Here is a 20251-nt window from a genome sequence, read left to right on the forward strand (position 1 = left end):
ATGCCAAGTGAAACCGACGAGATCGCCTCCGCCATCATCGCGAGATGGTCCGCGGGTTTCAGCAAGCTCGATGCGGAGACGCTGGCCGCGCTGTACTCGCGGCATGCGTTCTTCTTCGGCTCGAACCCGACTCTGTATCGCGGTCGCGATGGCGTCAAAGCCTACTTTGACGGCCTGCCGCGCTGGCAGGGGCCGCGCGTTCGGTTCAGCGAGGTCAGGACCGAGCGGGTCAACGCCGATCTCGTCAACATGGCGGGCATCGCGTCGTTCTTTCTCGACGGCGATGCGCCTTCGCTCACCGTCAAGATCACCTGGGTGATCGCGCGCGAGGACGGCGACTGGAAGATCGCCTGCCATCACGTCTCGTCACAGACGCCGTTGATCTAGCGCGCCTCAGCGCGTCCGGCTATCCCCGCAGGTCACAGCCTTCGGTTGCGTGTTTCGGTTCCGTTCTACTAGCCGGCTGACTGCGGCATTCGCTAGCCTGTCACCCGGCAGGGATCGCAAGCGGAATGGCGGAGCAGGGCATCACGCCGGGCGGCAAACGCGGCTACGCGGGGACGTGGCCGCCGCGCGCGGCTGCGCCGGCCGGCGGCTACATCCCGGCACGCGCCAGCATCTGGCGGCCTTTCGTCGAGACATTGCGGCAATGGGCACGTGCGGAGGCTGGCGCCGGGCGGCTGTTGCCGTGGGTGCCGGTGGCGTTCGGCACCGGTATCGCGTTCTATTTTGCGGCTGAGCACGAGCCGGTGCTGTCGGTCGCGGCGAGCGTCGCGATCGCGCTCTGCGTGCTGGCGGTCTTCTCGCGGCGCTACAAGGCGTTTGCCACCATCGTGATGCTCGCTGCGGTCGCCGCCGGCTTTGCGATGGCGACATGGAAGACGGCGCGGATCGCCCATGGCGTGCTGGCGCGTCCGATATTCTCCGTGGCGCTCACGGGCTTTGTCGAGACGCGCGACATCAGGGAGAAGACTGACCGCTTCGTGCTGCGCGTCGTGTCGATGGAGAGCCAGCGCGAGGTGCCAAAACTCGAGCGCGTCAGGCTCTCGGTGAAGAAGGGCACTGCGCCCGAGGTCGGTAGCTTCGTCGAATTGAAGGCGCGACTGATGCCGCCGCTCGGGCCGCAGCGTCCGGGCTCCTATGATTTCGGCCGCGATCTCTACTTCCAGGGCATCGGCGCCTCTGGCTTCGTGATGGGCGCGGTGAAGACCAGGGAGCCGCCGGCCGCCGGCGGGCTTGCACTGCGCTATGCCGCCTTCATGCAGGGGCTGCGTGACGCCATCGACGCGCGCATCCGCACCACGCTCGACGGCGACCAGCGCGCGATCGCAACCGCGTTGCTCACCGGCCGGCGCGATGCGATCACGATACCGGTCAACGACGCGATGTTCATCTCGGGGCTCGGCCATGTGCTGTCGATCTCCGGCTACCACATGGCCGTCGTTGCCGGTGTCGTGTTCTTCACGATCCGCGCGCTGCTGGCGCTGTTTCCGGCGCTGACGGCGGGATACCCGATCAAGAAATGGGCCGCCGCGGCCGCGCTCGTCGCGGCGGCATTCTATCTCCTGCTGTCGGGAGCCGAGGTCGCGACCCAACGATCGTTCTTCATGACGGCCGTGGTGCTGATTGCCGTTATCGTCGATCGCCGCGCGATCACCTTCCGCTCGCTGGCAGTGGCGGCGCTGGTCGTGCTCGCAATCGCGCCGGAGGCTCTGGTGCACCCCAGTTTTCAGATGTCGTTTGCCGCGACGCTCGGGCTGGTGGCGCTGGTGCAGATCGGGCTGCCGAACCTGTTGGCGTCGCCGGATCATTCGGCGACCGCGCGCGTTGCGCTGTGGGGCGGGCGTGAGCTGACGATGCTGATGCTGGCCTCGCTGGTGGCGGGGCTGGCGACGACGCCCTATGCCGCATTCCATTTCCATCGCGTGACGCCCTACGGGCTGCTCGCCAACCTCGCGGCAATGCCGGTGGTGTCGGCAGTCGTGATGCCGGCCGGCCTGCTCGGGCTGCTCGCCATGCCATTCGGCTTCGACGGCGTATTCTGGGCGATCATGGGCTTTGGCATCGACTGGATGATCCTGGTGACGCAATGGGTCGCCGCGCTGCCCGGCGCGGTCGGCCGGATGGCGGCGTTCGGCATCGGGCCGTTGATCGCAGCCAGCGCGGGCCTCATCCTGCTCGGGCTGCTGCGCACGCCGCTGCGCTGGTCGGGCGCGGTGCTTCTGGTCGTGGCATCGGTCTGGGCGCTGCTTGTGCCGCAACCGGACGTGCTGATTTCCGCCGACGGCCGCAACGTCGCAGTGCGCGGCGGCGACGGGCGGCTGCATCTGATGCACAGCGCCAAGGATGCATTCCTCGTCAAGGAATGGCTGGCGGCGGATGCCGATGCGCGGACCGTGACCGACGCATCGCTCGGTGAGGGCGTCTCCTGCGATCCGAGCGGCTGCGTGGTCCAGGGGCCCGGCGGCGCGTTCGTCGCGCTGGCGACCCGGCCGGAGGCGTTGGTTGACGATTGCGAGCGCGCGGCGCTGATCGTCACAGCCCGGCCGCCGCCGCCGCGGGGCTGCGCGGCCTCAGTGGTCGACGCCGAGCGGTTGCGGCGCCACGGTGCTCTGGTGCTGCGCAGGACCCGCGACGGCTACGCCATCGATGCGGTCAAGCCCGGCGGGATCGACCGGCCGTGGTCGCCAGCGGTTCCCGGCGACGGCGAGGCCGAGACGACGCTCCGCGCCCCCGCGCCACGGCCGGCCATCGATGCGACGCCCGCGGAGACCGATTTGCAGGGTGAGGATTAGCTGGGGTCGGGTGAGGGGCCGGAAGGCAGCTCGAACAGGCCGAGATGGTACTCGTCGGAATCGGGGCCGGCGTCGGGCTTCTTGACGAGGGTGAACGACGCCTCGGGAAACTGCTCCCAGACCTTCAGGTCGTCAGCCGTGACCGTCAGCCAGCCGAACCGGAACATGTAGCGGCCCGGCTCCGTGACGCGTCCAGCCTTTTGCCATGTGACCTTATCGACCACCGAGCAGGTTTCCGTGAGTGCACGTCCTCTGTGCCCGATGATGCGCCAAGGTGGCCGCCGACGCAAATCTCCTACCGCGCCCCGGAACCCGATGTCCGGGGTCGCTCGAAATCGTTTCGGTCACTCGCCGCTGGCTCATCCTGCGGCGACGATGCGTTCAACCCAAAAACAGCGACGCGAATGCGGAGGGCCGCCGCTCCACAACCTTCGGCTTCTGTGCGACCGGCGGATGCAGCGCCGGCAATTGCAGCACGCTGACACGCTGTCCCTCGACCAGCTGGGTCACCAGCACATGGCTGCCGTCGGGGAATTCGACCGCGTCATGATGGCGATCGGGCACGTCGGGCTCGACCTCATTGAACACGCCGACCCGATAGTTCAGCGTCTTGGTCCAGATCCAGCGGCTGTCGTAGCGAACGTTCTCGGCGAAAGCGAGCTCGGTGCCCGGCAGCATGCAGACCGCGACGGTAGGATCGTTCTCCGAAGCAAAGCCGCGGGTCGACGTGCCGCGGAAGGTCGTGGTGATCAGCGTCTCTCCGACAATGGCGGGGCGCGATGCCACGGCGTGCAGACTATAGTCACACATCGGATGGCTCCTCATATCGAGGTAGCGACCCGTGCCTCTCTTTGAGGCATAGGGCCTCTACCAGAGTGGACGATAGCGAACGAGCGTCTGCCCGTTTCTGGGCGATTGTACGACTGGCCGGCCGAACGCTCCGATCACAAACACGCGACGCTGCGCGAGAGGTATCGGAGCGCGTCGGGCAGGCTGCACGTTGCGCTATCTTCCAAGGAACGGTCCGATCTGCCGCTCGTTCCTCGCCGTCGCAAGTATTTGCAATCTTAGTACTTGCGATAGAGCCCGATCAGCTTGCCCTGGATGCGAACCCGGTTCGGCGGCAGGATGCGCACCTCATAGGCGGTGTTGGCCGGCTCCAGCGCGATCGATGCACCGCGGCGACGGAAGCGCTTCAGGGTGGCTTCCTCCTCGTCGATCAGCGCCACGACGATGTCGCCCGTGTTGGCGACGTCGTTGCGTTGGATCAGCGCCATGTCGCCGTCGAGGATGCCGGCGTCGACCATCGAGTCGCCGCGCACTTCCAGCGCATAGTGCTCGCCGGAGCCCAGCATGTCGGGCGGTACGCTGATGGTGTGGCTGCGGGTCTGCAACGCCTCGATCGGGGTACCGGCGGCGATCCGGCCCATGACGGGGACCGCGACCGGACGGTTGCCGTCGTCCTCGGCGACCGGCGGCGTGCTGGTGCGCTTGCCGAGGGTGCCTTCGATGACGCTCGGCGTGAAGCCGCGACGGCCGTTGCCGCCGCCGGCCGCCAGCTCGGGCAGCTTGATGACTTCGATGGCGCGGGCGCGGTTGGGCAGGCGACGGATGAAGCCGCGCTCCTCCAGAGCAGTGATCAGGCGGTGGATACCGGACTTCGAGCGCAGGTCGAGTGCGTCCTTCATCTCATCGAAGGAGGGCGGCACACCGGCCTCTTTCAGACGTTCATTGATGAAACGCAGAAGTTCGTACTGTTTGCGCGTGAGCATCTCGAGTATTCCCCCGGTTGATAGCGTCGTTCGATTCCGAGACTCTTCAGTGGGGCCTGCAGGCCGGGCCTGACCTCAGGAGCATGCTGCTTGTTGCAAGCGCTCCCTGGCGGCCTCCCGATTGTAGACACCAGTACTCGAAACAAATCATGAACGGACACTATATGTTCGATATGTGTTCCGCAACCACTTAATTTCCGGTGAACACGCTCGGCGGCGCACAATCGGCGCGGTGAGAAAACCCTATTCGGGCAGCGTCAGGATCTCGCATTCGCTGCCTGCGACGGCGGCCGGCGCAAACGGCGGACGCACGAGAAGTGCCCGTGCCGCAGCGAGATTCCCGAGCAGCGAACTATCCTGCTGCATCACGGGCGTTGCGATCAGCGTGCCGTCCTCGCGCTCTTCGAGACGCGAGCGCAGATAGTCCTCGCGCTGGTCGTTGGCGGCGAGGTCGCGGCCGAGCAAAGCGCTCGCGCGGGCATGATGAATCGTTTTTTGGCCGCTCAATGCCCGAATCAATGGCACCAAAAACAGGAAGGCGCAGACATAGGACGACACCGGATTGCCGGGCAGGCCGATCACCCGCATTGCCCCGAGCCGGCCATGCATCATCGGCTTGCCGGGCCGCATCGCGATCCGCCAGAACGCCATGTCGACGCCCTCGGCCTCCAGCGACCGCTTGACCAGGTCGTGGTCACCGACCGAGGCGCCGCCGGTCGTGATCAGGATATCGGCGCCGGTGTCCCGCGCCCGGCGGATGCCGGCGGTGGTCGATTCCACCGTGTCGGCGGCAATCCCGAGATCAACGGTCTCGGCGCCTTCGGCGCGTGCCAGCGCCCGCAGCGCATAGCCGTTGGAATAGACGATCTGGCCGGGACCGGGCTGCGAGCCCGGCATCACCAGCTCGTCGCCGGTGGCGAGCACGGCGACCTTCGGTCGGCGGCGGACGGCGAGTTCCGGATGGTTCATGGCGGCCGCCAGCGACAGCGCCCGGTCGGAGAGGCGGCTGCCGGCAGCGAGCAGCACGTCGCCCTCGCGGAAGTCGACCCCCGCGGGACGGATGTGCCGTCCAACGGCGGCAGCCTCGGTGATCGTGATGCGGTCGCCGTCGACGGCAGTGTCTTCCTGGATGATGACGGCGTCGGCGCCGTCAGGGATCACCCCGCCAGTGAAGATCCGCACCGCTTCACCTGACGCGACCGTCCGCTCGAACGGCCGGCCGGCGGCGACTTCGCCGATCACCTTAAGCCGCGCCTTCAGGTCAGCCGCATCGGCGGCGCGCACCGCATAGCCGTCCATCGCCGACATCGGCTGCGGCGGCTGGGTGCGCCGCGCGGCGAGGTCGTGTGCCAGGGTGCGGTGATAGGCGGCATCGAGCGCGACCATCTCCTCCGGCAGCGGTTCGGCGCCGGCTAGGACGGCGGACAGGGCATCGGCAACCGGCATCAGGGCCACGCTCGGAGCTCCTCAAGTCCAGGGTTCAAATACCGAGCGCGGTCAGCGCCCTTGCCACGTCATCCGTCGATGTCACGTGGATCGCATGAAGGCCGCGCGCTCGCGCGCCTTCGATATTGGCGGCCAGGTCGTCGAAGAACAGGATCCGCGACGCCGACACGCCGATGGCTTTTACCACATGATCGTATGCCTCGGCGTCGGGTTTCCGATGGCCGATGCTCGAGGACAGGAACACGGTGCGGAAATGGCTCAGCAGCTCGGCATGGGCAACCGAGAAATGCGCGACATGGGCCGGATTGGTGTTGGAGAACGCGTAGAGCGGCATCCGCTTCGCCGCGGCCGCGAGCAGGGGGGCGATATCGGGCATCTCGCCGGTGAAGATCGAATTCCAGCCTTCGAGGAATTGCGCATCGGTGATGTCGATTCCGAGCGTCCGGCGCAGGTTCTCGAAGAACGCCGCATCGTCGATCCGGCCGATCTCGTGGTGCTTGAAGCTGTCGTCGACGACAAAACGCGTGGCGAGGTCGGACGGCGCACAGCCGGCATGCTGCGCCCAGTGCGCCATCACCTTGTCAAAGTTGATGTCGAGCACGACGCGGCCGATATCGAACAGCAGCACGTCGACGGAATCGGGGGAGAGATGCGAGGTCATTGCGTGAAACCATGTACGAAAATTGCGGGCAGCCGGCAATGTCCTCGATTTCAATGACATGTGTTTGGGCCTGGCGATCCATCCTTCGCGAGACTGATCCCGCGTACACTACCGTCGTCCCGGCCGAGTGCGTGGCGCCGCTGGTGGGTCATAAGTTCGCGTTTCTTGCGACATGGATTGTCCGAGTCTTGCCTTCGTTTCGTCGCTCTGAAGCAGGGGGCGGGATTGACAGGTTTTTGCTGAGTTGCGCGTCGTGTCCAGTCAGCACACGCGCGCAAACACGTCACCGTCCGACGCGCGCCCTCAGCGGGCCGCACCCTTCTTCTCCAGGCGCCCCAGGAAGCGGCCGACGTCAACAATGGCGCGTTCGTGGAAGCCCTCGGAGATGATCTCGACCTCATCGCGGCAAATGGCCTTGAAGCGCAGTTTTCGTGCTTCGATCGAAATCAGTTCGACCTCGGCCGTGACGTTCATGCCGACCGGCGTCGCGGCGCTGTGGCTCAGATCGACGTGGGTGCCCACGGTCTTCTGTCCCGACTCCAGATGAGGCTTCAGAGCCTCGATGCACGCCCATTCGACGAAGCCAACCAGAAACGCCGTGGCGAAGACCGGCGGCATGTCGGCGAACCCCGTGAAAGCCGCAGCCACGGCCGGCACCGTGAGGCGGCCATCGACCGGGACCGTGAGCGTATGGCGGATGCCGACTGCAAGAGGCTGAGTGGTCACCGGATGGCTCCTATATCGAGAGGGTGCGTGCGATCAGCATCTTCTGGATTTCGACGGTCCCGCCGGCAAACAGGCAGAATGGCGCTTCGCGGTACATGCGCGAGACCGGCTCGAATTCGAAATAGGCGCGGCCGCCGAGCACGCGGACGGCGATTTCGACCACGCGCTGGAGCTGCTCCGAGCAGAAATACTTCGCCATGGAGATCGCCTGCGTCGCGTCTTCGCCGCTCTCGTTCATCTGCACGGCATTCTCCAGGAACAACTCCATGCCCTTCGTCAGGGTCGTCATCTCGACAACCGAGTGCTGGATCGCCTGAAAATCCCTCAGCGCCTTGCCGAACTGGCGGCGCTCTCGAATGAACTCGGTCGCCCGGCGCGTGGCTGCGCGCGCGAGCCCGCAGGCCATCGCGGCCACCAATAGTCGCTCGAGCGAACCGGTGTTGCGAAGCAGCGACCATGCATTCTCGAGGCCTGCCGGCCCGCCAAGAATACTCGTCGATGGAACGGAAACACTGTCGAACGTGACCTTGCAGGAGGGCATGGCATTGCCAGAGAGCTTGGCCAAGGGTTCGACGGTCAGGTTCGCCGACGCTTTCGGTACCATCACGATTCCGAAGGCCTTTGGATTGATCGGCGACGTCTTCGCGATCGTGAGAATCAAGTCGGCGGTCGCGGGGCCCGTAATGTAGATTTTCTCACCTTGCACGATGTAGCCGCCATCGGCATTGGCGAACGCTTCGGTCGCGATGCCGGCGGCGTCCGAGCCTGCGCCGGGCTCCGTCATCGCGAACGCCAGTTGGAGTTTCCCGGCCGCCACTTTCGGCATCAGGTCCGCCTTCTGCTCGGGGCTCCCGCCATAGGAGACACATAGCGGAGGGAGCAGGCCGCTCACCATGAAGATGGTGGCGAGCGCGCCGGAATGGCTCGCCAGTTCGGCGATGACCGTACAGGCCTTCCGCATGTCGCCGGCCTGCGGACCTGTTGCTCCCGGGTGCGAGAAGCCGAAGGTCAGGAGATTGTGGGCCGCGAAGATGTCCAATACCCGCGCGACCGTGTCCGGTCCTGCGCTATCGGGATCGACGCGCGGCATCGCCTCGACCGCGGCGTTCCGCGCCTGAACCATGTGGTCATTGTTCGACATCGTGAGCTCCCTGGCCGGTCCCGAACGTTGCGGCATTCACTGGTTGCGATTTGCGTCGAGGAAACGGATGAGCTCGTCGGCGGTCTCGCGCGGGAATTCATCCGGAAAGAAGTGAGCGCCCGGCAACGAAGCGTGCGTCATGTTCGAAAGCCGCTTGCTCCATTCCTTCGGCATGTCGAACAGCCGGGCCATGTGGCCCTTGGCGCCGAAGAAGACGAGGGACGGGCAATCGACCTTGCGGTCGATGTCGGCGCTGTCGAGCTCAAGATCGACCGTCGCGGCCGCGCGATAGTCCGAGCATGATCCGTGGATCATCTCCGGCGTCTGCCAGCAACGTCGGTAATCCGCGATCTGCTGCGGATCGAAGCCGGAGAGATCGATTCGTCCCATGCCGAACAGGCACGATCCATAGAAGGCGTCGGGATTGCTTGCGATGATCGTTTCCGGAAACGGTTCGGGTTGGGTCAGGAAGTACCAGTGCCAATAGGCCTTCGCGACGTGCCGGTTGACGTCCATGAACATGGTGTAGGTCGGCACGATGTCGAGGATTGCCAGGCTCAGGACGGCCTCAGGATGATCGAGCGCCATTCGGTGGCCGGTCCGCGCGCCCCGATCGTGCCCGATGACGTGAAACCTGTCGTAGCCGAGCTCACGCATCAGCCCGATCTGGTCCTGCGCGAAGGCCCGGAAGCTGTAGTTCGTCAGGTCGGGCAGGCATTTCGGCTTCGCGGAGTCACCGTACCCGCGAAGATCCGCGCAGACGACAGTATAGCCGGACTTGACGATCAGCGGCGCGATATAGGCCCACATCGTCATGTTCTGCGGAAAGCCGTGCAGCAACAAGACTGGCGGCCCTTCGCCCGCAACCCTGTAGGCAATCTCGATTTGATCGATCGTTCGCTTTTGAAGTGTGAACCCGTCGAACATGGGTCGTTTCTCCTGATTGTGGGTTCTTTCCTGAGATCTGCCTGATCAATCCGGTGCCCGGATCAATCTGCAATCATGCAACGGCAGTCATCCGCTGCTTCGCCGGCGACGGAGCCAGGAAGTCGGTCACCGATTGAATGACATCAGGCGCGGCCAGAATCCGGGTGTGACCGTGAGCCTTGGTTTTCAGCAGCTGCGATCCGGGACAGAAGCTCTGGATTCTGTCGCCATCGGAATGATCGACGAACCGATCCTTGTGGTCGTAACAGAGCAGAAGGTCGGCGCCCGCACCCCTGTAGGCCGCGCCAGCTTCGAGATCCGACCAGGACGACTGGAATTGGTTGGCAAGGAACGTCTTGTATCGTTCCAGCACCGACGCTCGCGGATTCAACCGCTGGGCCAGGCCGCGCACAGGAGGGTGCGGGTGAGACGGCGCGCAAATGCAGACGAATTTCGACGGTGCCAATGCGTAGAGATGTCGTGCCGCCATCATGGAGAGGCCGCCGGCAGAATGCCCGACGTGCCCATGAACGTTGCCGAGCCGGTGTGACATCACGCCGATATCGCGAATAAAAAATTCCCACTTCGCCAGCGGCTCCGGCGAACTGCCGTGTCCGGCGATATCGAAGGCAACCGCGCGCATGCCGTGCTGAGCGATTGTCAGGGCCATCGGCGCCATCTGGGCTGCACGGCCACCCCAGCCGTGGACGAGAAGGACGGTGGGTCCCGTGCCCCAACTCCAGACCGCATCGCCGTTCCACTTCAAGCCGGCAAGTCTGGTGGCCTTCGCCATCGCGGCACCTTCCGCTTCGCTGATAGGCGGTCGCGGCGGGCGCGACGCCAGGTGTTTTGCGCACGCAAGGGCCGCGCCGGTCGGCATCCACCTGATCGTCGATTTGATCAATCTATCCAGCATTCTCAGCCTCCAACGACCGTTTGGCTGGATGTCTCATTGACCATGGGAAATAGACCAGTCAATATAATCGGCGAACCGTCCTTACGGCGTTCGACCCTCAGGAAATCTCATGCCGCGCCGCCCCATGCATAAGGAATCCATCGTCCGCTCGGCCGTGACGCTGTTCAGGAGGCGCGGATATTCGGCCACCGGCCTGAACGACATCGTCGATGCCAGCGGCGCTCCGAAGGGATCGGTCTATTATTATTTTCCTCACGGGAAGCCATCCATCGCGGAAGCGGCCGTGATCGAGGCCGGTCAGCGGCTTGAAGTGACCTTGCGCAAGCTGGCCGAGACCGCCGCGTCAACGTCAGACCTGCTGCAGTCTCACGCGCGTCTGTTGTCGGGATGGATGAGCAAGTCGGGTTATCGCGATGGCTGCCCGATCACCACGGTTCTTCTGGAACTCGCCCCCGAAGATCGGGCGGTCACCAAGGCGGGACGAGAAGCCTATGCCGGGAGGATTGCGATCCTGAAGGAGCGCTTGATCGGCGATGGCTTTACCCAGAGCCGTGCGGAAGCGCTTGCCATCCTCTGCACGTCAGCGATCCAGGGGGCCCTCATTCAGTCCCGGATTGCGCGAAGCAGCGAGCCCATCCTGATCACCGCAAGGCAGCTCGGAGACCTGATCGACAGTTCGCGCTGAGCCCGGTCATTTTCCGGAATGGCAGTTCTTGAGGAAGCGGGAAGGGAACTCGTTCAGCTGGGCCGGGTCGATCGGGCTCTCACATCCGGGAGAGCGCCAGGCCAAGATAGGCGATCAGCGCGCCGGTGCTGAGAATGACAACGACGAGCGCCTGCTCTGAACGCGCTTGCAAGGTTTTCCGGGTCACGGCGTCGGACGCTCCATCTCTCGAAATCATTCTGTCCAACTAACATGGGTAAGTATCCGTTCCGGTTCCTGTCCGGGAACTTTCGATGTTGTCGGCGGCGCCAGCTCGTCCCCGCCTCATCCTGTTCCCGACCAGAAATGAGCAACGCCGCCCGCATTGAAATAAGGCGGACGGCGCTGGTTCTAGTCCCAGGAGGGATGACAAAATCCTGACCTGTACGGATACGGACGAGCGAGCAAAAAGGTTCGCATCTTCGACCCCGTACGATTCCGGTACTCCGGAGGGGCAGATGAAACTATCGCGGCATGGCTTAGGATCGCGTCACTGAGTTGCTCTGGCCCCGGCGTGTGTACCCCTCGCTGGGGCCTCTCTTTGCGCCGAAAAATCTTGGTGAGTGATGGCATGCATCACAGGCCGGGGCCGCAGTAGCTCAGCGTTCACCCAGATCTATCTGTGTCAGGATGCCCTGCCGCAGCGCGAGGCGGACCAGCTCGATATCGGTGCCGACGCCGAGCTTGTCCTTGATCAGGGAATGCAGGTTCGCGACCGTCTTGGGACTGAGGTGCAGCACCTCGGCGATCTCGTCGGTGGTCTTCTCCGCGAGCAGCATGCGCAGCACCTCGAACTCGCGCGCGGTCAGCAGGTCGGCGGCGGCGGTCTCGCCGGCGAGATGGCTGAGCGCAAGCTCGTGGTCGATATCAGGACTGATCGCGATCTTGCCGGACAACGCATCCATCACGGCGTGCACCAGTGTTTCCGGTGGGCTGGTCTTGGTGACATAACCGCTCGCGCCGGCGCGGATCGCCTGCACCGCAAAGGCCGCATTCTGGTGCATGGTGAACACCAGGATTTTTGCGTGCTTGTCCCATTGCCGGAGGCGCCGGATGGCTTCGATGCCGCCGATTCCGGGCATCGACAGGTCCATGATCACGAGGTCGGGCCCGGTCTCCTTGTAGAGGCGATAGGCCTCGGCACCGCCGGAGGCTTCGGCGACGACGCGGAGGCCCGGCTGCTTCTGCAGCATCGACCGGTAGCCCTCGCGAACGACGGCGTGGTCGTCGACCAGCATGATGGTTCGCGCCGTATTGCTCATGCCGTGCATTCTATCCGTGCGACGCCTGGGCTAGCTACGATGGGAACGGTGACGCGGAGTGCAGAGCCGTCGGGCTGTCGGGTCTCGAAGCTCAGTCGCCCGCCCAACGCAGCGACCCGTTCGCGCATGCCGAGCAGGCCCATGCCGGACTTGACCGGGGAATCGCCGGGCCGGCCGTCATCGTCGATCGCGAGCGCGATTTCGCCGGCGTCGCCTGGTGAGGCCTCGCGCATCTGAAGCCGCAGCGTCACGCGGGTGGCGCCGGCGTGCTTGGCCACATTGGTGAGCGCCTCCTGGACGATGCGGTAGAGGTTGGCACTGACCGAGGTGGGAATATGCTCGAACGATCCCGCCATGACGATCTCGAATCGCGGCGTTCCCCGGCTGCGGCCGTTCCAGCCGGCGATCAGGCCTTCCAGGCTGGCGGCAAGTCCGAGTTCGTCGACATCGGGCGGGCGCAACCTGAACAGGGCGCCGCGCAACGTCTCCATCATGTCGGTCGCGGTCCGTGCGATGCCGTCGCATTCGGCGAGCAAAGGCGGACAATCCTGAACCGCGGTCAGGCGTGCCGAGGCGGCGAGCGCGCGGATCGCGGCCAGCGACTGCCCGAACTCGTCATGCAGTTCGCGCGCGAGGTGCCGGCGTTCCTCGTCCTGCACCAGGATCAGTTTTTGCGTCAGCGCGTTGCGCTCGGAGAGCGTGGTGGCAAGGCGCTCGGCAAGCTGGTTGAAGACGTCGCCGATTGCCGACAATTCGGCGAGATCGAACGGCGGCAGGCGCGCGGCGAGGTCGCCTGTGGCGATCCGCTCGAGCCCGTCGCGGATCAGCCGCGTCGGACGCAGCGCGCGCGCCAGTGCGGCATAGACCAGGGCACAGAGCAGCGGCAGCGCGATCATCAGTGCCGCCATCAGGCGGCCGGCGTCGTGCCAGGCCTCGGCGGTCAGCACGGCCGGATCGACCCAGGCCACGGCCTCGCCGATCGCCTGGCCGCGCGACAGCACCGGGCGGACGGCTTCGCGGCCGGGATCGAACAGGCGGCGATAGAGCGTTGCGAAGGCCTGCGGCGGCGCGGCCGCATCGGTCTGCGCGCCGCCGCAGAAGCGCTGGCTGATCTCGCCGCTCGTGCTGCGAAATGCGAGACACAGGCCGGGTGCCATGACCGAGCCGGCAACGCTGTCGAGATCGGGGAATTCGGAGCGCGGATTGTTCAGCCACTGGATCTTGCTTTGCTGCAGCTCCAGCGTCTTGGCGGCGACGTCGGCAACGGCCGCGATCCTGGCACGCACCGCACGGTCGGAGTCGATCAGGAAGTAGCCGGCGATGGCGGCAAAGCAGAGCGCCGTCACGAGCGCGACACGCAGCGTCAGCCGCAGCTTCAGATCGCTTCCGGACCAAATCCACATCGGCGCATCCTCAAGGGGTCGCAGACGGCCTCCAGCGCCCGGTCGCGGGCAGGGCCGTCCCGCACATTAAACGGCAGAACGGACGCGCCGAGAAGCGCCGCCATTGGCGTTCTTTGGCCGAAGATCATCGTCGTGAAATTTTCCCGGCACCGGCCGGGAGGCGTGCCGCTGCGGCGCGGAGGCCGGCCGGCCTAGGTTGCGATCGATCCGCCCGCACCAACAGCTGAAAGGCCTCGATCATGCGCCAGTCCCGCCTCGTCTTGCTCTCCGTTGCCCTAATCGGCCTGCTGGCCGGGATTGGCCCTCTGCGCGCCGAGACCGGCGCAGCGGCGGCCCCGCTCAGCGTCAGCATCGACGATTTCAGCTATCTCGATACGTCGGGCGAGGTGATCGACCAGACCGCCGCGCACCAGAAGCGGCTGGATGCGCTGATGCAGAAGTTGCGCGCCGATGTTGCCGCGGAGCCGCGCTATCATCTGGTCCCGGCGGCGGCGCCCGCGGGCGAGGCCCGGATCAAGGTGATCGGCGGTGTGCAGAAGATGAGTACCCTGATCCAGTGGGCCAAGGTCGCCGTCATCGATGTCAGCGCGAGCCAGGTGCTGTACGAAAAGCTCTACACGTTCCGTGGCGACACCGATGAGGCATGGGACCACGCGGCGATGTTCGTGTCGCGCGAGGTGCGCGGTGCCCTTGCGGCCGCGCTGCCGCCGGAAGCGGCCGCCGCCGCGGCGCCGATCGGGCTTGCGGTGTTCGAATTCGAGCTCGAGGATAACTCAGCGGCACCTTCGTCCGGCCCTGCCGGCTCCGACGTGGCCACGCTCGCCGATGTGACGAAGGGCGTGCGCGACCGCATTGCGCAGTCGGGGCGTTACCGCCTGGTCGATACCGGCGGTATGACCGCGGAGCCGGTCAAGGCGCGCGCGCTGCGCGACTGCGATGGTTGCGAGGCTGCGATCGCGCAACGGCTCGGCGCCGATCAATCGTTGATCGGCGTCATCAGGCGGGTCAGCCGGACCGAATACACGGTCGGCTTCCAGGTGCGCGACGCCCGCAGCGGCGCGGTCGTCGCGCGTGGCGATAGCGGCCTGCGGATGGGCGCCGATTATTCCTGGACCCGCGGCGCGGTGCATTTGGTCGGCGACCGCCTGCTCGAGGGCGGGGCGCAGAGGTAGCGATTGTTCGAGGCGGCAAGCTTGGCAGGCAAACCATAGCAAAAGCGCGATAGCTGCTAGACACACCGTCATCTGGCTCCGGGCTGATCTGTGCGCTATCACCGCCGCCTTATCCCGCACAGGAGCTGCCAATGCGTTTGCCCGTCGTCTTTTTCGCTCTCACGCTCGCTGCAAGCCCTGTGGCGGCCGAGGAGCTGTCGGGCACACTGCAGAAGATCAAGGAGACGAAGAAGGTCACGCTGGGCTTTCAGGAGGCCTCGGTTCCGTTCAGCTATCTCGACGACAATGCGCGGCCGATCGGCTTCGCGCTCGACATCTGCCTGAAGATCGTCGACGCGGCGAAGAAGCAGCTCGGCATGCCCGACATCGCGGTCGACTACCTCCCGGTGACCTCGTCAAACCGGATTCCCCTGATGGTCAACGGCACGCTCGATCTGCACTGCTCGGCGACCACCAACAGCGCCGAACGCCAGAAGCAGGTGACCTTCACCAACACGCATTTCCTGAGCGCGACGCGCTTTGCCGCCAAGAAATCGGCAGGGATCAACACGATCGACGACCTCAAGGACAAGTCGGTCACCGCCGTTGCGGGCTCGGTGAACCTCACGCAGCTCATCAAGGTCAATACCGACCGCAAGCTCGGCATCAACGTGCTGCCGGCCAAGGACCAGGCCGAGGCGTTCCTGATGCTGGAGACCGATCGCGCCCAGGCCTATGCGCTCGACGACGTCCAGCTGGCGGTCGCGATTGCGCGGTCGAAGGAGCCTGCGCTCTACATGATCAGCGAGGAGGCGTTCTCGAAGGCCGAGCCGTTCGGCATCATGCTGCGCCGGGAGGACGCGCCGTTCAAGGCGCTCGCCGACCGCGCCACGGCAGAGCTCTACCAGAGCCCGGAGATCGAGGTCATGTACAAGAAGTGGCTGGAGCAGCCGACGCCGCCGAAAGGCATCAATTACAACGTGCCGATGTCGCCGGCCCTGCGCCACGCATTCGCCCATCCGAACTCGAGCTTCGATCCGGATGTGTATGAGGTCGCGAGGTAGCGGACGTTCGGCCGACGGAGAAAACGGATCGTCGCGTCAAGCCGTCGATCCTTGGAACGGCTTTTCGCGCGCGCGGCGAAAAACGAAATAGCGTCTCATATACATCGGCGGGTTTTCTCCTAAGCTTGTAGCAGTTGTGACTGCTGATCAGGAGCCGCCGGTGTCCAAGCGATTGCCTCTTTCTCGACGTTCCGCGCTCGGCGTGTTCGCCGGAGGTCTGGTCGCGGGCGGCGTGCGCGCGGCGACCGGGGCGGGCGTGGGCCCCGATCTCGGCGGCGTCACGCTGCGGGTTGCCTATTACAAGGGCGGCTGGCGTCAGCTGTTGCAGGCAGCCGGCGAGGACAAGACGCCGTACAGCATCGAATGGAAGGAGCTCAACAACGGCGTGCTCCATATCGAGGCCCTGAACGGCGATGCGCTCGACATCGGGTCGGGCAGCGAGATTCCGGCGATGTTCGCCGCGCGCCAGAATGCCAAGGTGCGATTCATCGCGGTTACCCATGAGGATCTCAACATCCAGGTCACGGTGGCGGCGAAGGACGCGCCGATCCATTCGATCGCCGATCTCAGGGGGAAACGCGTCGGCTATGTGCGGGCGACGACGGCGCATTATTTTCTCGCCAAGCAGCTCGAGGAAGCCGGCCTCGCGTTCAGCGATATCGAGGCCATCAATCTGACGCCGTCGGACGGTTACTCGGCGTTCGCCTCCGGCAAGCTCGATGCCTGGGCGATCTATGGCTATAACGGGCAGCTTGCGATCGCCAAGCAGGGCGCGCGCCTGCTCAAGACCGGTGCCGGCTATCTCTCGGGGAATTTTCCGATCTACGCCAATCCGAAGGCGGTCGACGATCCGCTGCGCCACGCGGCGGTGAGCGATCTGTTGCTGCGGATCCAGCGCGCCTATGCGTTCGCCAACAAGAACTTTCCGGTCTATGCGGCCGCGCAGGTGGCGGAAACCCATTTGCCGCTGCAGGACATCCTCGACCAGTTCGCCCGTCGCAGCGACGACTTCTCGCTCGCCGGCGTGACGCCTGATGTCCCGGAAACCCACCAGAAGGTCGCCGACACCTTCCTCAAGCTCGGCGTGCTCGATGCGCGCACGGAGGTTGGAAAATTCTGGGACACGAGCTTCAACGACGCGATCGCCGCGGGTGCGGCCAGCCTCGCGCGGACATGATGGCCGACGGGAACGTAGCCCATATGGGCTAGGTGCTCCCGATCAATAAATTCAGCTGCGCGTGGAACTTTGCTGTATTGCGGCTCCGGCGTGACGGTTGGGTCCGCAGGACCGGTTGTGTGCCTCCGGGCAATGATCGGAGCACGGCCACCGTACGTCACATGGATGAAGTGGTTCCAGCCGCGGGCCGGTTGTGCCGTGCTGCCATGCGGAGCGGGACGGTTGCAGGCCGCGCCAGGTCCGTATCATGATGACGTCGAATAACTCGTGTCGAACGCGAGTCGACGACCGGGACCGATCACCGGGCCATATTGTGCTTGCGGCGGGTTTCTCTCGTTGATGCCGATTGTTGTTCGGAGCTGAAATTGAATCACGACGCATTGGCCAAACTCACCGTCACCGTCGTTGTCCTGGTCGCGTTGCTGGTGTGGCGCGTTGCCGATCAGAAGAAGTCGACCGAATGTGGAGCTGGCTGCCCGACGGACGTCTCGGCGATCCGCAAGACCGCTCAATGAAATCAGACCGGCTCCGATCAACGGTTCATTGCGGGTCGCGGCGCTTCGGTTGATAGCGAGGAGGCCGGCGCCTCACAGTCCGTGACGCCGGTTGCGTTCGGCGCGCAGCGAGCTGCCGACGAAGCCGACGTCCTCGATCCCGCGATGGATGTCCTTTGAGCAGAGCAGCAGCGTCACCGCGACGGCGCCGATCGCGACCAATGCGGTCACGAGCAACGGATTGCCGCAGAATGCAGCGAGCGTGTTGTCGAGCGGCCCGGGCCCGCTTGATCGGCGCACGACACAGACCGAGCTTGCTGCCAGCGCCCAGCCGCCGAGCGCCACGCATGCCGCGTTGGCACAGGCAAGCGCGACGATGGCCGCGGCGAGTCCCTTCTTGATCGACAGTAAGATGTCGACCAGCTTGATCACGGCGCAACATGCGCCGGCAAAGCCCGCGGCGGCGATCCATCCGGGCAGGTTTGCCGTCACAATTTGCGTTTGAGCAGTCCACAACCCGACTGCGGCGACACCGGCGAGCAGTGCGAGATTGAGTTTCACGGCTTCGGGAAACCGGCAGCGAAGCAGGTAGGCGTTGAGCTTCTCGACGAGGTCGAGCAGCGCGCAGCCGATCAGGCCCGCCGCGAAGCCGCCGAGATGCACGCCCCAGTCGATCCGCGAATTGCTGATCGCGAATGCGATGTTCAGCCCGATATTGATGGCGAAGAAGTCGAAGCGGACATCGAGCTTGCCGAGGATCCATAGGCACAGCAGGGCGCCGAGAATGCCCGAGGTGGCGCCGGAGGCGCCGACCGTCAGATAGGGCGTGGCGTGGGTCGCATTGCCGACAATGGCACCGAACACCATCGAGCAGAAATACAGGATGATGAAATAGGTCGGCCCGACCCGCCGCTCGAGATGTCCGCCCCACAGCACGAGGCACAGCATGTTGGTGGCGAGATGAACGAAGTTGACGTGCAGGAAGCCGTAGGCGAACAGCCGCCAGTATTCGTGCCGCGCCAGCGCGCCCGTGTACATCGCGCCATAGCGAAACAGCAGCTCGGCCGGCGCCGCCGCGCCGCCGGCCTGGATGAAGCAGAACCCCGACGCCAGCACGGTCAGCGTCATCAGCGCATAGACCGCGGCGTGAGGGATCTCGAAGAAGCCGGGACGGAATCTGGCCATGGTGACAGCCAAGCGAGGTGGGTTCCCCAACGTAGCGAAGCGCTGCGAGAATTGCTACGTCCGCCGGCCTCTCCGTGCCCCTATCGGCCGGCGCATGGTGCGTATATCGTCGGCGGCAAATCAAAAATCGGCCAAGTGAAAATCGGGCCGTATCGAACCCGGCGCGCCGGGTCCTGACCGTCAGATGAGGAAGCGATGTCCGAGACGCTGCTGTTTTCGCCGATGACCATCCGCGGCGTCACGCTGAAGAACCGCATCGTGGTGCCACCGATGCACCAATATTCCGCCGAGAAGGGCTTTCCGACCGACTGGCACCTAATGAATGCCGGCAAGTTCGCCGCCGGCGGCGCCGGTCTCGTGATCGTCGAATCGACCAAGGTCGAGCGCCGCGGCTGCGGCACGATCGGCGATCTCGGCATTTGGGACGACAAGTTCATTGCGCCGCTCAGCCGCCTCGCGGGCTTCATCAAGCAGCAGAATGCCGTCGCCGGCATCCAGCTCGGCCATTCCGGCCGCAAGGCGCGCGCGAGCCGGCCGTGGGAGGGCGACCGTCCGCTCGAGCGCACGCCCGAGATCGAGGATTGGGATGCCTGGACGCCGGTGGCGCCGAGCGCGATCGCCCATAGCGAGCGCTGGCCGGTGCCGCGTGCGCTGGAAACGCACGAGGTGAAGGACCTCGTCGCTGCCTGGGGGCAGGCGGCGCGCCGCGCCCATGAAGCCGGGTTCGAGGTGCTGGAACTGCACGGCGCCCACGGCTATCTCGTGCATGAATTCCTGTCCGGGCGCTCGAACCAGCGCAGCGACGCGTATGGCGGCTCCGAATCGAACCGGATGCGCTTCCTGATCGAGGTGACGGAGGCGGTGCGCGCACACTGGCCGGACCACAAGCCGCTGTTCGTGCGGCTGTCGGTCGAGGACAATGCCGGCTGGGGCCCGGAGCAGAGCGCCCGGCTGGCGACCGTCCTGAAGCCCAGGGGCGTCGATGTGATCGACTGCTCGTCGGGCGGAATCAGCGAGATGGCGCCGATCCTGGGCAAGGAGATCAAATACAACTATCAGGTGCCGCTGGCGGAATATGTCCGGACCCACGCCGATATCATGACCATGGCGGTCGGCCTGATCATCCATGGTGACCAGGCCGACCAGATCCTGCGTGACAAACAAGCAGATTTGATCGCGGTCGGCCGGGAAATCCTCAATAACCCCAACTGGCCGATGGATGCGGCATTGAAACTCGGGGTTGAGGGGCCATTTCGCAATGTTCCGCCGCAGTTTGGCTATTGGCTGGGCACCAGGGCCAAGCGCGGATTCGGGACCCGGCCCTCGACCTGGCAGAACGGGTTGCTGGAAACTGGCCCAGAGGCCGACCGGGAGCTGACTTGAGGCCGACCAAGTGCCTGACTAAGTGCTGATTTGGCGGCGATCGGG

General features: G+C 65.1%; 20 protein-coding genes. 8 read left to right on the forward strand and 12 right to left on the reverse strand.

From position 1 onward, the window contains the following. Together JQ616_RS08325 and JQ616_RS08330 are read left to right on the forward strand one after the other, a co-directional pair. Positions 1-387: a YybH family protein gene (locus JQ616_RS08325; RefSeq protein WP_212013602.1), complete on the forward strand. Its 387-nt coding sequence runs from the start codon at positions 1-3 to the stop codon at positions 385-387. 125 nt (positions 388-512) lie between these two features. Next, on the forward strand, positions 513-2795 hold the full coding sequence (locus JQ616_RS08330; RefSeq protein WP_212013603.1) for a ComEC/Rec2 family competence protein: 2283 nt from the start codon (positions 513-515) through the stop codon (positions 2793-2795). Here the strand turns inward: JQ616_RS08330 and JQ616_RS08335 are convergent. From JQ616_RS08335 to JQ616_RS08375, 9 genes are all read right to left on the reverse strand, one after another. Next, entirely contained in the window at positions 2792-3019 is a 228-nt protein-coding gene (locus JQ616_RS08335; RefSeq protein ID WP_212013605.1) for a hypothetical protein, read from the reverse strand. The two genes, JQ616_RS08330 and JQ616_RS08335, sit on opposite strands and share 4 nt — an antisense overlap. Positions 3020-3176: 157 nt before the next feature. Further along, positions 3177-3605 (reverse strand): hypothetical protein, encoded by a 429-nt coding sequence (locus JQ616_RS08340; protein ID WP_212013608.1) that lies wholly within the window; start codon positions 3603-3605, stop codon positions 3177-3179. Positions 3606-3862: 257 nt separating this feature from the next. Continuing rightward, the gene (gene lexA, locus JQ616_RS08345) at positions 3863-4567 is read right to left on the reverse strand and encodes a transcriptional repressor LexA (protein ID WP_212013610.1); all 705 of its coding nucleotides are present in this window, start codon (positions 4565-4567) and stop codon (positions 3863-3865) included. A 243-nt stretch (positions 4568-4810) separates the two neighbouring features. Then, the gene (locus tag JQ616_RS08350; protein WP_212013612.1) at positions 4811-6022 is read right to left on the reverse strand and encodes a molybdopterin molybdotransferase MoeA; all 1212 of its coding nucleotides are present in this window, start codon (positions 6020-6022) and stop codon (positions 4811-4813) included. A 25-nt stretch (positions 6023-6047) separates the two neighbouring features. Next, positions 6048-6674 (reverse strand): HAD family hydrolase, encoded by a 627-nt coding sequence (locus tag JQ616_RS08355; RefSeq protein ID WP_212013613.1) that lies wholly within the window; start codon positions 6672-6674, stop codon positions 6048-6050. A gap of 303 nt (positions 6675-6977) precedes the next feature. Next, complete coding sequence (locus JQ616_RS08360; RefSeq protein WP_212013614.1) at positions 6978-7400, reverse strand: thioesterase family protein; 423 nt, start codon at positions 7398-7400, stop codon at positions 6978-6980. 10 nt (positions 7401-7410) lie between these two features. Next, a complete protein-coding gene (locus JQ616_RS08365; protein WP_212013615.1) occupies positions 7411-8541 on the reverse strand; it encodes an acyl-CoA dehydrogenase family protein in 1131 nt (376 codons plus the stop codon). A 36-nt stretch (positions 8542-8577) separates the two neighbouring features. Beyond that, positions 8578-9468, reverse strand: a complete 891-nt coding sequence (locus JQ616_RS08370) for an alpha/beta fold hydrolase (RefSeq protein ID WP_212013616.1) — start codon at positions 9466-9468, stop codon at positions 8578-8580. Positions 9469-9541: 73 nt separating this feature from the next. Next, a complete protein-coding gene (locus JQ616_RS08375) occupies positions 9542-10384 on the reverse strand; it encodes an alpha/beta hydrolase (RefSeq protein ID WP_212013617.1) in 843 nt (280 codons plus the stop codon). Between the two features lie 109 nt (positions 10385-10493). Between JQ616_RS08375 and JQ616_RS08380 the strand changes: the two genes are divergently transcribed. Then, entirely contained in the window at positions 10494-11069 is a 576-nt protein-coding gene (locus tag JQ616_RS08380) for a TetR/AcrR family transcriptional regulator (RefSeq protein ID WP_212013619.1), read from the forward strand. A 617-nt stretch (positions 11070-11686) separates the two neighbouring features. Here the strand turns inward: JQ616_RS08380 and JQ616_RS08385 are convergent. Both JQ616_RS08385 and JQ616_RS08390 read right to left on the reverse strand, forming a co-directional pair. Beyond that, the gene (locus JQ616_RS08385) at positions 11687-12349 is read right to left on the reverse strand and encodes a response regulator (protein WP_212013620.1); all 663 of its coding nucleotides are present in this window, start codon (positions 12347-12349) and stop codon (positions 11687-11689) included. Further along, complete coding sequence (locus tag JQ616_RS08390; RefSeq protein ID WP_212013621.1) at positions 12346-13752, reverse strand: sensor histidine kinase; 1407 nt, start codon at positions 13750-13752, stop codon at positions 12346-12348. Before JQ616_RS08390 ends, JQ616_RS08385 begins: the two co-directional genes overlap by 4 nt. 239 nt (positions 13753-13991) lie before the next feature. On the opposite strand from JQ616_RS08390, the gene JQ616_RS08395 reads away from it, so the two are divergent. From JQ616_RS08395 to JQ616_RS08410, 4 genes are all read left to right on the forward strand, one after another. Further along, positions 13992-14924, forward strand: a complete 933-nt coding sequence (locus JQ616_RS08395; RefSeq protein WP_212013622.1) for a DUF3280 domain-containing protein — start codon at positions 13992-13994, stop codon at positions 14922-14924. Between the two features lie 131 nt (positions 14925-15055). Beyond that, positions 15056-15967: an amino acid ABC transporter substrate-binding protein gene (locus tag JQ616_RS08400; protein ID WP_212013623.1), complete on the forward strand. Its 912-nt coding sequence runs from the start codon at positions 15056-15058 to the stop codon at positions 15965-15967. Between the two features lie 160 nt (positions 15968-16127). Further along, on the forward strand, positions 16128-17144 hold the full coding sequence (locus JQ616_RS08405; RefSeq protein WP_349629972.1) for an ABC transporter substrate-binding protein: 1017 nt from the start codon (positions 16128-16130) through the stop codon (positions 17142-17144). 365 nt (positions 17145-17509) lie between these two features. Further along, positions 17510-17659: a hypothetical protein gene (locus JQ616_RS08410; protein WP_212013624.1), complete on the forward strand. Its 150-nt coding sequence runs from the start codon at positions 17510-17512 to the stop codon at positions 17657-17659. 72 nt (positions 17660-17731) lie between these two features. Here JQ616_RS08410 and JQ616_RS08415 read toward each other — a convergent pair whose 3' ends face one another. Continuing rightward, positions 17732-18823: a rhomboid family intramembrane serine protease gene (locus JQ616_RS08415; protein ID WP_212013626.1), complete on the reverse strand. Its 1092-nt coding sequence runs from the start codon at positions 18821-18823 to the stop codon at positions 17732-17734. Positions 18824-19018: 195 nt separating this feature from the next. Here JQ616_RS08415 and JQ616_RS08420 point away from each other — a divergent pair, with 195 nt between their 5' ends. Next, a complete protein-coding gene (locus JQ616_RS08420) occupies positions 19019-20206 on the forward strand; it encodes an NADH:flavin oxidoreductase/NADH oxidase (protein ID WP_212013628.1) in 1188 nt (395 codons plus the stop codon). Positions 20207-20251 lie beyond the last annotated feature (45 nt).

The organism is Bradyrhizobium tropiciagri (assembly GCF_018130545.1).
Taxonomy (GTDB): Bacteria; Pseudomonadota; Alphaproteobacteria; order Rhizobiales; family Xanthobacteraceae; genus Bradyrhizobium; species Bradyrhizobium tropiciagri_A.